The sequence below is a fragment of the Belnapia sp. genome (assembly GCF_059504005.1).
The window spans coordinates 86,910-101,391 of record NZ_JCACHU010000069.1; the positions used below are offsets into that span (position 1 = coordinate 86,910).

Genomic DNA, 14,482 nt, shown 5'->3' on the forward strand with positions numbered 1-14,482 from the left:
ACTACCTGGCGAGCAGGGCAGCGCGCTCCACCAGCGCGGTGCCCGGATCGGCGAGCGGCTCGAGCACCGTGAAGTGGTCCAGCCCCGCCAGCTCCTCCGCCGTGCCGCCCCAGCGGGCGGCGAATTCCCGGGTCTGCCGCCGGAACTCGTCGCTCTCGGCCCCGCCGACCACGGCGTGGAGCGCAGCCCCCGCGGGCCGCGCCAGCAGGGCAGGGGAGAGCGCCCGCGCCTCCGCCTCGTCGAGGCCGAGGCGCGCGCCGATGCTGGTCCCGAGCAGCGGCCACAGCTCGAACACGCCGGAGATCGCCACCCCCCGTGCGACGAAATCCGCCGGCATGCCGCGCTGCGCCCAATCCGTCGCCATCAGCATCGCCGTCAGATGCCCGCCGGCCGAATGCCCCATGGCGAGCACCCGCGCCGCGCCGCGCCGGTGCAGCAGCCCCACCGCCTCCCGCATCTGCTCGACGATCGCCCGCAGCGCCACGCCCGGGCAGAGGTCGTAGGACGGCACCGCCACCGCCACGCCCCTCGCCAGCAGCCCCCGCGCGCAATGGCTGACGAAGCTCCGGTCCAGCGCCTGCCAATACCCGCCATGGATGAACACCGCGACCGGCCAGTCCCCGCCCGGCCCCGGCCGGAACAGGTCGAGCCTCTCCCGCTCCCCCACCCCATAGGCGATGCTGAGCTCCTTCTCCGCCCAGCCCTCGCGGAAGGCCGCCGCATCGCGGGCCCAGCCGGCGATGATCGCCCCGCTCTCCGGCACGCGCGCCCGGTTGTTGTATTCCGCCTCCAGGTCCATCGCGCTCGCCCTAGTCCCGTCGCTAAGCTATAGGAATATGGTCATAGCCGGCGCTCCGTTCCCGCTGCGCCCGGCCCCCTCCCAAACCTTAAAACCTTCAAGGAAACCACGGAAAAGCCGTGGCTTTCCAACAGCTTCGCCGCCGGGCGGTCATCCGCCTTGAGGCGAATTGAAGCGCCGTGGCCTGAGCCCCGCCTGGAACCACGATACCATCGAGTAGACGTCATGGACCGGCCGCCCAACCGCCTCGCGCAGCGCCGCGGCATAGGGCGGCATGTTGGTGCATTCGAGGACGATCGCCCCGACCTCCGGATGCGCCGCGACCAGCGCCCGCCCGGCCTCGAGGATGTCCAGCTCGGCCAGCCCGATATCGAGATCCTCCTTCTCGGCCTTGATCAGCACGCGGAAGAACTCCCGCCCGTCCTCGGTCCCGGCGACGGGCGCGTCGGGCGGCACCCCCGCCGCCGCCAGATGCGCCGCGGTCAGCGAGGCCTTGCTCACCGTGACGATCCCGACCCGCTGGCCCGGCGGCAGCATCGCCTGGAGGAAGGGCACCTGCATCAGCGCGGAGGTGGCGACCGGCACCGCCACTGCCTCCGCCAGCTCTCGCTGGAAGAGCGAGAGGAACCCGCAATTGGTGGTAATCGCCTCCGCCCCCAGCTCCACCAGCTCGCGCGCTGCGGCAATGAAGTCTGGCAGCAGCCCCTGCGCGCCCCGGAGCACCACCCGCTCCGGCGTCGCCCCCCGCACCACGCGGAACAGCACCGGGAAGGGCCAGGTCCCGCCATGGCCCATGTCGCCTGGGATGCGCGGAAAGCGGGCGTCCAACATCAGGATGCCGAGGGGCGCGCCATAGATGGCCTTGCCGCCGCGCGCGACGCGGCCGTGGGGACTGTTCATCCCCCGAGCCTATCCCACACCATGCACGCCTCGAAACCGGAAGGAGAAGCGGGATGCTCCGCTGGATTGTCGCTGCCCTGCTGGCCACCGGGACCGCCGCCTGGCCCGCCCGTGCCGATGAGGCCTGGCCGAGCCGCCCCATCACCATCCTCGGCGGCTTCCCGAACGGAGCCGGCACCGACATCTACGCCCGCAAGCTGGCGGAGCCGCTGAGCCGCGCCCTCGGCCAGCCTGTGGTGGTTGACAACCGCAGCGGCGCCGGCGGCAACATCGCCTCGGATGCCGTGGCGAAGGCGCGGCCGGACGGCTACCTCTTCCTCCTCGGCACGGCGGGGACGCATGCCATCAACCCCGGCCTCTACCGCAGCCTGCCCTTCGATGCGCTGCGCGACGTCACCCACGTCATCCTCCTCGGCGACGTACCCAACGTGCTGCTGGTCAGCCCGGAGAAGCGGCCGCAATACCGCACCTGCCAGGACCTGCTGGCCGCCGCCCGCGCCCGCCCCGGCGCGCTGAACTACTCCTCCACCGGCAACGGCGCCTCGACCCATCTCGCCGCCGCGCAATTCGCTGCGGCGGCCGGGATCAGCCTCACCCATGTGCCCTATCGCGGGCAGCCCGGCGCCATGTCGGCCCTGCTTGCCGGGGATGTGGACCTCTTCTTCAACCAGACGGGCCCGGCCATCGGGCCGGTGCAGCAGGGCCAGGCGCGCGCCCTCGGCACCACTACCCTGGCCCCCGTGCAGGCCCTGCCGGGCGTGCCCACCATCGCAGCGGCCTGCAACCTGCCCGGCTTCGAGACCAGCACCTGGTACGGGCTCCTCGCCCCGCCCGGCCTTCCGGCGGCGGTCCAGGCGCGCATGAATGCCGAGATCGGGCGCATCATCACGACCCCCGAGTTCCGCGGCTGGCTGATCGAAAGCCAGGGCATCACCCCGCCCGCCGACCTGACGCCGGACGGCTTCCGCCGCATCCATGAGCGCGACATCGCCCGTTGGGGCGAGATCATCCGGGCGTCGGGCGCCAGCGTCGACTGACCGCGCCGCCGAGGCCCCGCTCCCGGCACGGCGGGCCTCGCCGCCGTGCCTGGTGGGTGCGGCGCTTCCGGTTCCTTAAGGACTCGCCTGCGAGACTTCCGGCCATGCACGGAACTCCTGCGTCATGACCTTGTCCCGCCTCGGCGTCCGCGCGTGCATCTTCGCCGGCTGCGCCGCGCTGATCGGCCTCGCCCTGGTCGTCGCGGTCAACGCGATGCTGGGCTTCGGCAGCCTGCGCCAGGATACGGTGGCGGGTGAGGCATTGCTGCGGTCCACCATGGCGGCGAAGCTGCTGCTCACGCGGGCCGAGACGGCGCGGCGCTCGCTGCTCCGCTTCCGCCTCGACAGCACCCAGCTCGACGAGCACCTCGTCAGCACCGAGGCGTTGGTCCGGGAGCTTGCCGTGCTGCGGGACGAGCTGGCCGATCCGGCGCACAAGGCCGGCCTCGCTGCCCTGCACGGGCGCCTGCTCCCGGCCATGGCCCAGCGCGACGCCTTCGTCGCCGCCACCCAGGCCCTGGTCGCCAGCCGCCAGGCCCTGTTCGGCCGTGGCGATGCGATGAACCGCCTGATGAACCAGATGGCGGGCCTGAGCACCGGGCCGGAGGCGCAGGAGGCGATCCGCGCCGCCAACACCAGCGTCCTGCTCCTTCGGATCTACAACTGGCGCTTCCTCGCCACCGGCGATCCGAACGGCGTTGCCCAGGTCCGCGACGGGGCCGACCGGCTCAACCAGGCGCTGGCCGAGCTCGCCCGCCTGCCGCTGAGCGCTCCGGCCGCCGAACTGCCGGAGGGCCTGGCGCGGAGCGCCGCCGCCTATGCCGCGGACTTCGAGGCCTTCGCCCGTGCCTCGGCCCGCGCGACGCAGCTTTATGACGAGGCGGTCATGCCGCCGCTGGCCGACGCCGGCGCCCAGCTCACCGCCCTGGCAGACTCATTGACCGAGGCGATGCGGGCCAACCGCCTGCGGCTGCTGGAGACCATCGGCACGACCGACCGCCGCCAGATGCTGCTCGCGGGCCTCCTCCTGCCGCTCGGCCTGGTCCTGGCTTGGTGGATGAGTCGCGGCATCGTCCGCCCGGTCGGCGCTATGGCCGCCGCCATGCATCGCCTCGCCCAAGGCGAGACAGGGATCCAGATCCCCTCCCGCGATGCGCGGGACGAGCTGGGAACGATGGCTGGCGCTGTCGAGGTCTTCCGCCGCAACGCCGAGGAGCGCGCCCGGCTGGAGGCCGAGCGGCAGCACGCCGAAGCCCGGGTGGAGGCGGAGAAGCGGCAGGCCCTGCACCGTCTTGCCGAGGCGTTCCAGGAGAAGGTCGGCGGCATCATCGAGGGCGTCGCCGTCGCCGCCAGCCAGATGCGGGCGACGGCCGAGACGATGAGTGGCGCCGCCCGCCAGGCTGCCGACGTCCCGGCGCCGTCGCCGCCGCCGCCGCCTCCGAGGAGTCGAGCGCCGGCGTGCAGATGGCCGCCAGCGCCACGGAGGAGCTGACCGCCTCGATCGGCGAGATCGGCAGCCGGGTGGACCCGCCGCCATCGCCACGGAGGCCGTCGGCGCCGCTCGGCGCGCCGACCTGACCGTCGAGCAGCTGGCCCGCGCCGCCGAACGTATCGGCGAAGTCGTCCGGTTGATCGGCGGCATTGCCGGCCAGATCAACCTCCTCGTCCTCAACGCGACGATCGAGATCGCCCGCGCCGGCGAGCATGGCAAGGGCTGCGCCGTGGTGGCGAGCGAGGTGAAGGCGCTGGCTGCACAGACGGCGAGGGCAACGGAGGAAATCGGCAGCGTCATCGCCGCCATGCGCGGCAGCACGGCGGGCACGGTGCAGGCGCTGCGCGAGATCGGGCGCACCATCGGCCAAATGCACGAGATCGCCACCGAAATCGCCGCTGCGGTCGACCAGCAGGGTGCCGCGACGCGCGAGATCGCCGGCAGCATCGCCCAGACCGCCCGCGGCACGGAGAAGGTGAACGGCAACATCCAGGGCGTGACCCGCGCCACCGAGGCGGTCGGCGGCGCCTCCAGCCAGGTGCTGACGGCAGCGGAGGGCCTCACGGAGCAAGCCGTCCGGCTTCGCGGCGAGGTCGGCCGGTTCCTCCACGGCGTCCGCGCCGCCTGAGCGGGTGAACTCCGGCCTGCCTGCCGCGCTCTGCCCGCGAAGGTTGGGGCGACAGATGCATTGGCGGCGATGGGCATTGGGCTTGGGCCTGCCGTTGCTGGCGATCGGCGCGTTCCTCGCGCTGTTCCGTTGGGACTGGCTGATCCCGATCGTGGAGGCGCAGGCGAGTGCGAAGCTTGGCCGGCGGGTGACGATCGAGCACCTGCACGTATCGCTTGGCCGGATCACGACCATCAGCGCCGAGGGGCTCAGGATCGGCAACCCGCCCGGCTTCGAGGATGCGCCGCCCTTCGCCGACGTGCAGCGCGCCAGCCTCGACCTCGATGTCGGCGCCTATATCGGGAACAGCGCCATCGTCATCCCCGCCGTGACGCTGGAGCGGCCGCGGTTCGAGGTGCTGGGCAAGCCGGATGGCAGCACCAATTACGGCTTCAATCTCGGCGGCTCCTCCACCGGGGGTGGTTCGCAGCCGCGCATCGGCGCGTTGCGGCTGGTGGAGGGCGAGGCGCATGTCGCCATCGCCAGGTTGAAATCAGATTTTCGCATCACCGCCTCCACCGAGGATTCGCCGGGCGAGGAGCCGCGGCTCGTCGCCCGCGCCGAGGGCACCTATGCCGCGCAGCCGATCTCGGCCGACCTGCGCGGCGGCGCCATCCTCAACCTCAGGGACAAGGAGCAGCCCTGGCCAATCGACCTCAACCTGGCCAACGGGCCGACCCAGGTCGCGCTCCGCGGCACGGTGCAGGACCCGCTGGCGCTGGCGGGCGCCGATATCCGCCTCGACATCAAGGGGCAGGACATGGCGCTGCTCGCGCCGCTCACCGGCGTCGCCGTCCCGGCAACGACGCCGTTCCGGGTCACCGGCAAGCTCGACTATGGCGACCGGGCCTTCCGCTTCACCGATGTCGAGGGGCGACTCGGCCGCAGCGACCTCAACGGTCGCTTCAGCATCACCCCGGGCAACGAACGTCCGGTGCTGGATGCGGATGTGTTCTCGCGCAGGGTGGATCTTGCCGATCTCGGCGGCTTCGTCGGCACGACGCCGGGCCGCGTCGGCACGCCCGGGCAGACGACGCAGCAACGCCAGGCACTGGTCCAGGCGGAAGCCAGCCCGCGCCTGCTGCCGATTCAGCCGATCAGCATCCCTCGGCTGCGGGCGGCGGACATCCACCTCCGCTATCGCGCAGCCTCGATCGAGGGCCGGGGAATGCCCTTCGACAGCCTGGAGGTCGTGGCCGATATCGAGGACGGAAACATCCGCTTGCACCCGGTGCAGTTCGGCGTCGGGCGGGGGCGAATCTCGGGCGACTTCACCCTGACGCCACAGGAGAACGGCGCCTTGCGCGCGAAGGGCGAGCTCGACCTGCGGCGGGTCGACATCTCCCGATTGCTGCGGGCGGCGGGGGCGGGCGGCTCCGGAACGCTCGGCGGGGTCGGCAAGATTGACGGCACGGGGCGCTCGGTCTCGGAACTGCTGGGCAATGCCAATGGGGAGCTGACGCTGGTGACGGTGGGCGGCAACCTCTCCTCGTTCCTGGTCGATCTCTCCGGCCTGCAATTCGGCAATGCGCTGCTCTCGGCGCTCGGCCTTCCTGCGCGGACCGAAATCGAATGCCTGATCGCCGATTTCGGGCTGCAGCGCGGCCGCCTGGAGACGCGGACGCTGATCCTGGATACCGACAGCCATGTGGTGAGCGGCGGCGGCATGGCCAGCCTTGGCCGGGAGCTGCTTGACCTCTGGCTGCGCACGAGCAGCAAGCATTTCACCGTCGGCTCGCTGCCGACGCCGATCGGCATCGGCGGAACCTTCAAGAAGCCCTCGATCTCGCCTGAGGTCGGGGAGCTGGCGGTGCGCGGCGGCGCGGCGGTCGGGCTCGGCCTGATCTTCCCGCCGCTCGCGCTGCTGCCGACCATCCAGCTCGGGGTCGGCGAGAACAACCAATGCGAGCGGCTGACGCGCCGGGCCAACTGATCAGGGCGTGGCGCGGCCGGAGAGGCATGTCTTCATGAAGTCCCGCCGCGGCTGGCCGTGCAGCTGCTGGCCGGCGGCCTGGGTGGCGCAGCTCCGCATCTTTGCCTGCTGAGCACGCTGAGCGGGGCTCGGCTCGCGCCGGGTGGCAGCCTCGGCAAGGCTCGGGGCCAGGGCGAGGGAGAGAGTCAGGACCAGCCACCGCATCACATCGTCTCCGTAACGAATAATCGATGCGTGCCATGTCCGCCGTCTGGCTTCAACCGGAAATTTGGGCGAGCAGGCTGGTGGCGCGGAGCCTCGTCGCAGCGTTAAGCCGGCGGATGCCGGTCTGCAGGGCACCGGTTTCGGCCGCTGGGGGCGGTGCCGTTCGGTGGGTGGCGTCGAACCGGCCTTGTGGAGGCCATGCGGCCACAACAGGCTTTTCGGCGACTGACGCGACCCGCAAGGTCCGGTCTGCTGCACGGATGGCTCCGGGTCGGGGGCGCGCCAGGCGCATGCTAGGCGGCACCCAGCACCGGCGGGCGATTCCCTCAAGGCGGCGATCAGTGACAGGACCGGCCCGAAGCCGGCGCGGCTGCTGCAGGCTTGGGTGAGGCTGCTCTCACTGTGGGGGCGAGAAGGCAGAACCGACGGTGCGGACGACGCAGGACGAGGCGTTCACACCGCGCAGGATCGGCCCCCTTGGGTCGAATGGTCCTGCCCGCCAGGGGCAGGACCGGTCGCCTCGAGCTCAGACGAAGAGCATGTCGGCGGTGGTCAGGTTGGTGACATGCGGGAGGAAGACGTTTTCCGCCGTCGCGTCGAAGATGACGAGCTTGCCAGAGACGCCACCCTCGCTTGCCGCGACGATGTGCATCGTCGCCTTGTCGAAGCCCTCGAACTGCAGCTTGTCGACGCCCGTGGTGAAGCGGTCGATCACCATGTCGCCGTCGCCATGCTGCACGGCGAAGACATCCTTGCCGGTGGTGCCGCTGAAGGTGGCGCCGAGCCCGTCCGCCGTCTTGGTGAAGCGGAAGTCGTCCGGGCCGTTGATCTTGAAGGCCGCGGAGTGCTTGCCGAGGGCCGAGCCGTTGAAGCTGGCGTCGTCGACATAGAGGTTGCGATCGCCGCCGGAGCCCGAGGCGTCATTGATGAAGCGGACGGTCAGCTTGTGGTCGCCGGTGCCCCAGTCGCCCTTGACGGTGATCGTGTCCTCGTTGCCCGAACCGTGCAGCGCGCCGGCCGACAGCGTGCCGCCGACCTGCTTGCCGTCGACGAAGAGGTTGTACTGCGCGTTGCCGTTGTAGGCGTCCTGGCTGACCTTCAGCATCAGGCTGTCGGCGCCGGTGCCGACCGTCTTCACCACCGCGGTGCCCAGGCCGGGGGCAGGAACCGGGGCGGCGGCACCGTCGGTGAAGGCGAAATCGACCGGCCCGTTCCTCAGCAGGTCGGCCGTGCCCTTGGCGAGCGCCGTGCCGTTGTAGGTGATGCCGTCGACATGCAGGTTGCGGTCGGTCGCCGCGCTGCCGCCATAGGCGTCGTTGAGGAAGGTGACCGTCACCTTGTGCGCGCCGGGCGCCCAGTCGCCCTTTACGGTGATGATGTCGTCCTGGCCCGCGGCATGCGAGGCGCTGGCGGTCAGCGCGGTGCCGATCTGCTTGCCGTCGACGCTGATGGTGTACTGCGCGTGGCCGTTATAGGCATCCTCGCTGATCTTCAGCACGAGGCTGTCGGCGCCGCTGCCGATCGTCTTCGGATTGCCGGGGCTCGGGATGGGCAAGGTCGGATTTGTCGGCTCGGACGGCGCCGGATTGGATGTCGAGCCCGAGCCCTTGGCGAGGTTGGCGACCATGCCCTTCATGTCGGCGGCGAGGCGGTCGGCGACAAGGATGGCGTCCGCCTGGCCCATATGGCTGCTATGCGCATAGCCGTCGCCATCCATGGCGAGGCCGTTCATCGCCGTGCTGTCGAACATGGCGTTGAAGGACGGGTCGGCCGAAAGCTGGCGCATGCCGGCCTGGATGTTGGCCGGGCTGCTGCCCTGGGCATAGGCGTAGGGGACATAGGTGAAGACATAGGGCGTCGTCGCCGCCGACTGGCCGAGGGCGTCGCGCACCAGCGCGGCGTCCGTCTTCACTTCGGAAACCCAGTTCGCCGTCGTCACGCCGCCGGTGTTGCCATCATACTCGTTGTGCATCCACAGCGTGACGGTCGGGTTGTTCTTGATGTCGGCCGGCTCGGCCTTCACGTAGTTCAGCAGGCCCTGCTGCTGGCCGTCGGTGTCCCATTTCAGGAAGGCCGTGCCGGAATAGATCGTCGAATTCTTGTCGCCATAGTGCTGGATGAGGTTGACGTTGACGCCCGGCAGGCTGGCCTCAAGCTGCTTCTCGAGTTCGCGTGCGCCGCCATCGGCCACGAAGAGGAGCGCGTTGCTCTGGCCCCGGATGAGAATGTTCACGTCGGTCGTCATCGTTCCGTCCGTTCTGCCCCGTGAAACATGGGGCGGCCCACGGAGGGCCCTGTGAGAGAGGCCCGCAAGCCCCCAGGAATGTTCCAGGCACCAAACCCTCACGGTGCCGTGAGGAACGGTATATCGTATTCACGGATTTTTGCACATTAAATCCCTCAGGGGTTGAGAAGAACGGCAGTGACTCTTCGAGCTCGACGCGCCAACGCTCGGGGTCAGCTGCGCAACGCCTTGATCTGACTGGGATAACTGGCCGGATCGACCTGGACGTCCAGCAGCACCGGCCCGGTTGCGTCCAGCGCGCTTGCAACGGCTTCGCGGAACTCCGTTTCATTGCTGGCGCGTAAGCCGGTGCCGCCGAGGGCCGTGAAGGCTGCGGCGAAATCGGCCGGCGGCCAGCCCAGCGCCGCGGCGGGGATGCTCCGGCCGTCCTTCTTGATGTCGATCAGCGAGAGCGTCGCATCGTTGAAGACGATGACGGTGAGCCGGACGCCGAGCACCGCCGCCGTCGCCAGCTCGCCGAGCGCCATCAGCAGCCCGCCATCCCCGGTGAAGGCGATGGCGCCGCGCGCCGGGTCCTGCAGCGCCGCCGCGATGCCCGCGGGCAGGGCGAAGCCCATGGTGGCGAGGCCATTCGAGATCAGCAGGTCGCCTGGGCGCTCGGCCCGCCAGAAGCTGGTGCAGGGGAACATGTGCGCGCCGGCATCGACGGTGACGCGCGGGTGGGCCCCGGCCGCGCGGCAGGCCGCCTGCGCCAGCTCCACCACGGCCTGGGGCGAGAGGCCGCGATTGCCGCTCGGGCCATTGCCGAGCGAGTCGTGCCACCGGCGGCGATGGCTGGCGATCGCCTCCACCGTCCAGGCGCTGCGGGGCGCCTCCAGCGCGGCGAGGGCAGGGGCGAGGGGCCCGTGCAGCGCCACCTCCGGCGCGCGGTAGGCCAGCGGCCGCGGCGCCGTCGCCAGCTCGATGACGGGGGCCTGGTAGCGCCAGGGCTGGGGGATGAATTCAACCGGGTCGGCGCCGGCCAGCAGGATGCAGTCGGCCTCGGCGAGGATCGGTGCCTCGGCCGCGCCGCCGGTGAAGACGCCGGCGAAGAGCGGGTCGGCGTCCGGCACGACTCCCTTGGCCTTGTAGGTGACGAGGGCAGGGCAGCCGAGCCGGGCGAGCAGGGCGCGGAGCGCGGCGCAGGCGGCGGGCTCCGTCGCCTCGAGGCCGGCGATGAGCACCGGCCGGCGGGCCGCGGCCAGCAGGCGGCGCCCCTCGGCCAGCGCGGGGCCCGGCGCGAAGCCAGGGGGGGCGGCATCGGCGAGCGGCGGGGGCAGGGCCGGGGCGCGGGCCGCCGCGGCCGAAAGCTCCAGCAGCACCGGGCCGCGCGGCGCCGCCAGCGCCAGGGCGAGCAGGCTCGCGGCCATCGTCCCGGCGGCGCTGCCGGGCTCCACGGCGCGCGCCGCGCCCTTGGTCACCGGCGCCAGCAGCGCGGCCTGGTCGAAGAACTGGTGGTTGGCGAAGGCGCGCTCGGCACCGGTGAAGCCATCGGCCAGCAGCAGCACCGGGGCGCGGTCGAGGCTCGCCTGGGCCATGCCGTTGGCGGCGTTGGAGACGCCGGGGCCGCGCGTCACCAGCACGACGCCGGGCCGGCCGGTCAGCTCCGCCTCGGTCGCCGCCATGATGACGGCGGCGCTCTCCTGCCGGGCGAGGATGAAACGGATGCCGAGCGCCGCGGCCGCCTCGATCAGGGCAAGGCTCGATCCCCCGCCCGGGACGCCATGGATACGCTCGACCCCCGCCGCCGCCAGCGCCGCGGCCACCGCCTCCGCACCCGTCATCGCCCTTCTCCCCTGCAACCACGGCGATCCTAAGGGGAGCGTCCGCTGGCGCCAAAATCGCCGGGGCGTGGCCAAGCGGTGGGCAGAACGGTCCTGGCCCCGGCATTTCGCCGCGGGTCTGCGCTTGCGGCCGGGCTGCCCTCCGTGCAGCCTTGGCACACCGGGAACGCAGAATGGGGGCCGCATCGTCCGTGTCGCAGGCCAGGATCGCCGCTTTCGACGAAATGCGCGCAGAGGAGGGCGTCCGCGCCGCCTATGCCGAGATCGACCGATGGCTCCGCGCCACGCCGCGCGAACAGCTCGACGCCAAGCGCCGGGAGGCGGAGCTGCTGTTCCGCCGCATCGGCATCACCTTCGCCGTCTATGGCGAGGGCGGCGACCCGGAGCGGCTGATCCCCTTCGACATCATCCCCCGCATCATCGCCCGTGCCGAATGGGAGAGGATGGCGCGCGGCCTCCGACAGCGGGTTCGGGCGCTGAACGCCTTCCTCGCCGATGTCTATGGCGGCCAGGAGATGATCCGCGCCGGGCGCATCCCGGCGCCGCTGGTGCTGGAGAACGGGGGCTACCGGGCGGAGATGGTCGGGCTGCTGCCGCCGGGCGGCGTCTACACCCATGTCGCCGGCATCGACATGGTGCGCACGGGCCCCGACGAGTTCTACGTACTCGAGGACAATTGCCGCACGCCCTCCGGCGTCTCCTACATGCTGGAGAACCGGGAGGCGATGCTGCGGCTCTTCCCCAAGCTCTGCGCGCAGCACCGCGTGGCGCCGGTCAGCCGCTACCCGGAAGAGCTGCTGGAGACGCTGAAGGCCGTCGCCCCGGCGCGGGCCGGGGCCGACCCCTGCGTCGTGCTGCTGACGCCCGGCCCCTACAACAGCGCCTATTACGAGCACTGCTTCCTCGCCGACGAGATGGGCGTCGAGGTGGTGGAGGGCGCCGATCTCTGCGTCGACGAGGACGTCGTCTACATGCGCACGACGGCGGGGCCGAAGCGCGTCGACGTCATCTACCGCCGCATCGATGACGAATTCCTCGACCCCAAGGCCTTCCGCCCGGACAGCCTGGTCGGCGTGCCGGGGCTGATGGCGGCCTACCGCGCCGGCAATGTCGCGCTGGCCAATGCGCCGGGCGCCGGGATCGCCGACGACAAGTCGGTCTACCCCTACGTGCCCGAGATGGTGCGCTTCTACCTGGGCGAGGAGCCGCTGCTCGCCAATGTGCCGACCTTCCTCTGCGACCGCGACGAGGACCGCAAATATGTCCTCTCCAACCTCGACAAGCTGGTGGTGAAGCTCGCCAAGGGCTCCGGCGGCTACGGCATGATGGTCGGCCCGCATGCGACGCGCGACGTGCGGGAGGAATTCCGTGCCCGCATCCTCGCCAGGCCCGGGGACTATATCGCCCAGCCCACGCTGGCGCTCTCGACCTGCCCGACGGTGGTCGAGCAGGGCATCGCACCGAGGCATGTCGACCTCCGGCCCTTCATCCTCTCCGGCAAGGAGATTCGCATCGTGCCCGGCGGGCTGACGCGCGTCGCCATCCGCGAGGGATCGCTTGTCGTCAACTCCTCCCAGGGCGGCGGGACCAAGGATACCTGGATCCTCGAGGATGACGGGCCGGGCGAGGCCGGCTTCCAGTCCCAATCCCAGTCCCAGTCGACGGGGGGCTGATGCTCAGCCGCACCGCCGACAACCTGTTCTGGCTGGCCCGCTACACGGAGCGCGCGGGGAATGTCGCACGCGGCCTCGGCGTCGCCTCACGCATGGCCGCCGTCTCCGCCCGGCTCGGCGCCGAGGTGGACGAGTGGCGCTCGCTGCTGACCGCCTCGGGCGGGGATGCCGCCTTTTACCGTAAATACGAGGCGCCGACGGCGGACTCGGTTGTCACCTGGCTGATCTTCGACCCGGACAACGCCTCCGGCATCCTGTCCTGCATCGAGGCGGCACGGCGCAATGCGCGGGCGGTACGCACGGCGCTGACCGTCGACATGTGGGAGGCGCTGAACGACACCTGGAACCACCTCCGCGCCCTGCCGCCGGAGGCGATGGAGGGGGAGAGGCTCGCCGACTTCCTCGGCTGGGTGCGCGAGCGCGTCACCCTCTTCAACGGCGCGGCGCAGGACACGATGCTGCGGAACGAGGCCTGGCACTTCGTCCATCTCGGCACCATGCTGGAGCGTGCCGACAACACCGCCCGCCTGATCGACGTGAAGCACGACCTGCTGACGGCGGAGGCGGAGGGCGCGGTCGACTACGTGCAGTGGCAGGCGGTGTTGCGCTCCGTCTCGGCGCTCCGCTCCTACCAGTGGATCTACCGCGACCGGCTGAGCCCGCGCCGCATCGCCGAGCTGATGATCCTCCGCCCCGAGCTGCCGCGCAGCCTGATGGCCTGCCTCGCCGCGGTCGCGGAGACGCTGGAGGCGATCGCCCTCGGCCAGGGCGGGCGGCGCGGCGAGTGCCACCGCCTGGCCGGCACGCTGGCGGCGCAGCTGCGCTACGGGCGGATCGAGACCATCCTGAACGAAGGGCTGCATGCTTTCCTCACCACCATGATCGAACGCACCGACCAGCTCGGCGGCGAGATCGACGCCTTCTACATCCGGCACTGACCCGATGACCTATTGCGTCGGCCTGCACCTGCGCGAGGGGCTGGTGCTCCTCTCCGACACGCGGACCAATGCCGGCGTCGACAACATCTCGACCTTCGGCAAGATGCAGGTGGAGCAGGTGCCGGGCGAGCGGGTGCTGGCGATGCTGTGCGCCGGCAACCTCGCCATCACCCAGGCGGTGTGGAGCCGGCTGCAGGAGGGCGTCTCGCTCGGCGGCGAGACGCTGACGCTCCGCAGCGTCTCCAGCATGTTCCGCGCGGCGCAGCTGGTCGGCCAGGCGGTGCGGGAGGTCTATGCGGCGGACGGGCCCGCCCTCTCGGCGCAGGGGGTGGGGTTCGACATATCGCTGATGCTCGGCGGGCAGATCGCCGGCGGGCCGCCGCGGCTCTTCCTCGTCTATGCGGCGGGGAATTTCATCGAGGCGACCAGCGACACCCCCTTCCTCCAGATCGGCGAGCACAAATACGGCAAGCCGATCCTCGACCGCGCCGTCGGCTTCGACACGCCGCTGATGGACGGGGTGAAGCTGGTGCTGATCAGCATGGACAGCACGCTGCGGTCCAACCTGACGGTCGGGATGCCGGTGGACCTGCTGGTCTATCGGACCGACGGCTTCGACGTTGCCCTGCGGCGGCGGATCACCGAGGAGGATCCCTATTTCCGGGCGATCTCGGAGGGCTGGTCCCGGGCGCTGCGCAACGCCTACATGGCCCTGCCGCGCCCGGACTGGCTGGCGGAGGCGCCAGGGCCGGGCTAGCCTCGTGGCCAAGA

12 protein-coding genes are annotated in these 14,482 nt (G+C 71.1%); 7 read left to right on the plus strand and 5 right to left on the minus strand.

The features are described 5' to 3' along the window. Position 1 precedes the first annotated feature (1 nt). A complete protein-coding gene (locus tag AC5JJ1_RS10745; protein ID WP_495785110.1) occupies positions 2-799 on the minus strand; it encodes an alpha/beta hydrolase in 798 nt (265 codons plus the stop codon). A gap of 150 nt (positions 800-949) precedes the next feature. Next, the gene (locus AC5JJ1_RS10750; RefSeq protein ID WP_495785111.1) at positions 950-1,699 is read right to left on the minus strand and encodes an aspartate/glutamate racemase family protein; all 750 of its coding nucleotides are present in this window, start codon (positions 1,697-1,699) and stop codon (positions 950-952) included. A gap of 53 nt (positions 1,700-1,752) precedes the next feature. Between AC5JJ1_RS10750 and AC5JJ1_RS10755 the strand changes: the two genes are divergently transcribed. The 4 genes from AC5JJ1_RS10755 (at position 1,753) to AC5JJ1_RS10770 (ending at position 6,828) form a co-directional block, all read left to right on the plus strand. Then, the gene (locus AC5JJ1_RS10755) at positions 1,753-2,736 is read left to right on the plus strand and encodes a Bug family tripartite tricarboxylate transporter substrate binding protein (protein WP_495785112.1); all 984 of its coding nucleotides are present in this window, start codon (positions 1,753-1,755) and stop codon (positions 2,734-2,736) included. Positions 2,737-2,860: 124 nt separating this feature from the next. Next, a complete protein-coding gene (locus tag AC5JJ1_RS10760) occupies positions 2,861-4,228 on the plus strand; it encodes a HAMP domain-containing protein (protein WP_495785113.1) in 1,368 nt (455 codons plus the stop codon). Between the two features lie 136 nt (positions 4,229-4,364). Next, on the plus strand, positions 4,365-4,856 hold the full coding sequence (locus AC5JJ1_RS10765; protein WP_495785114.1) for a methyl-accepting chemotaxis protein: 492 nt from the start codon (positions 4,365-4,367) through the stop codon (positions 4,854-4,856). Between the two features lie 82 nt (positions 4,857-4,938). Continuing rightward, positions 4,939-6,828, plus strand: coding sequence for an AsmA family protein (locus AC5JJ1_RS10770; RefSeq protein ID WP_495785115.1), 1,890 nt, complete (start codon positions 4,939-4,941; stop codon positions 6,826-6,828). On the opposite strand, the gene AC5JJ1_RS10775 is transcribed toward AC5JJ1_RS10770, so the two are convergent. From AC5JJ1_RS10775 to AC5JJ1_RS10785, 3 genes are all read right to left on the minus strand, one after another. Further along, positions 6,829-7,032 (minus strand): PsiF family protein, encoded by a 204-nt coding sequence (locus AC5JJ1_RS10775; RefSeq protein WP_495785116.1) that lies wholly within the window; start codon positions 7,030-7,032, stop codon positions 6,829-6,831. Positions 7,033-7,558: 526 nt separating this feature from the next. Then, positions 7,559-9,265: a carbohydrate-binding domain-containing protein gene (locus AC5JJ1_RS10780; RefSeq protein ID WP_495785117.1), complete on the minus strand. Its 1,707-nt coding sequence runs from the start codon at positions 9,263-9,265 to the stop codon at positions 7,559-7,561. A 224-nt stretch (positions 9,266-9,489) separates the two neighbouring features. Further along, positions 9,490-11,100 carry a thiamine pyrophosphate-binding protein gene (locus tag AC5JJ1_RS10785; RefSeq protein WP_495785118.1) on the minus strand — a complete coding sequence of 537 codons (1,611 nt, stop codon included), beginning with the start codon at positions 11,098-11,100 and terminating at the stop codon, positions 9,490-9,492. Positions 11,101-11,291: 191 nt separating this feature from the next. Between AC5JJ1_RS10785 and AC5JJ1_RS10790 the strand changes: the two genes are divergently transcribed. The 3 genes from AC5JJ1_RS10790 to AC5JJ1_RS10800 are packed head-to-tail and all read left to right on the plus strand — an operon-like array spanning position 11,292 to position 14,468. Beyond that, entirely contained in the window at positions 11,292-12,773 is a 1,482-nt protein-coding gene (locus AC5JJ1_RS10790; protein WP_495785119.1) for a circularly permuted type 2 ATP-grasp protein, read from the plus strand. Beyond that, positions 12,773-13,711 carry an alpha-E domain-containing protein gene (locus AC5JJ1_RS10795; protein ID WP_495785120.1) on the plus strand — a complete coding sequence of 313 codons (939 nt, stop codon included), beginning with the start codon at positions 12,773-12,775 and terminating at the stop codon, positions 13,709-13,711. Before AC5JJ1_RS10790 ends, AC5JJ1_RS10795 begins: the two co-directional genes overlap by 1 nt. 4 nt (positions 13,712-13,715) lie before the next feature. Continuing rightward, positions 13,716-14,468 carry a proteasome-type protease gene (locus AC5JJ1_RS10800; protein WP_495785121.1) on the plus strand — a complete coding sequence of 251 codons (753 nt, stop codon included), beginning with the start codon at positions 13,716-13,718 and terminating at the stop codon, positions 14,466-14,468. The last annotated feature ends 14 nt before the right edge of the window (positions 14,469-14,482 follow it).

What these genes read in the sequence shown, in the direction of transcription:
- AC5JJ1_RS10745 (WP_495785110.1), bottom strand. Translation starts at nt 799, where the DNA reads ATGGACCTGGAGGCGGAATACAACAACCGGGCGCGCGTGCCGGAGAGC.
- AC5JJ1_RS10750 (WP_495785111.1), bottom strand. Translation starts at nt 1,699, where the DNA reads ATGAACAGTCCCCACGGCCGCGTCGCGCGCGGCGGCAAGGCCATCTAT.
- AC5JJ1_RS10755 (WP_495785112.1), top strand. Translation starts at nt 1,753, where the DNA reads ATGCTCCGCTGGATTGTCGCTGCCCTGCTGGCCACCGGGACCGCCGCC.
- AC5JJ1_RS10760 (WP_495785113.1), top strand. Translation starts at nt 2,861, where the DNA reads ATGACCTTGTCCCGCCTCGGCGTCCGCGCGTGCATCTTCGCCGGCTGC.
- AC5JJ1_RS10775 (WP_495785116.1), bottom strand. Translation starts at nt 7,032, where the DNA reads ATGCGGTGGCTGGTCCTGACTCTCTCCCTCGCCCTGGCCCCGAGCCTT.
- AC5JJ1_RS10785 (WP_495785118.1), bottom strand. Translation starts at nt 11,100, where the DNA reads ATGACGGGTGCGGAGGCGGTGGCCGCGGCGCTGGCGGCGGCGGGGGTC.
- AC5JJ1_RS10795 (WP_495785120.1), top strand. Translation starts at nt 12,773, where the DNA reads ATGCTCAGCCGCACCGCCGACAACCTGTTCTGGCTGGCCCGCTACACG.
- AC5JJ1_RS10800 (WP_495785121.1), top strand. Translation starts at nt 13,716, where the DNA reads ATGACCTATTGCGTCGGCCTGCACCTGCGCGAGGGGCTGGTGCTCCTC.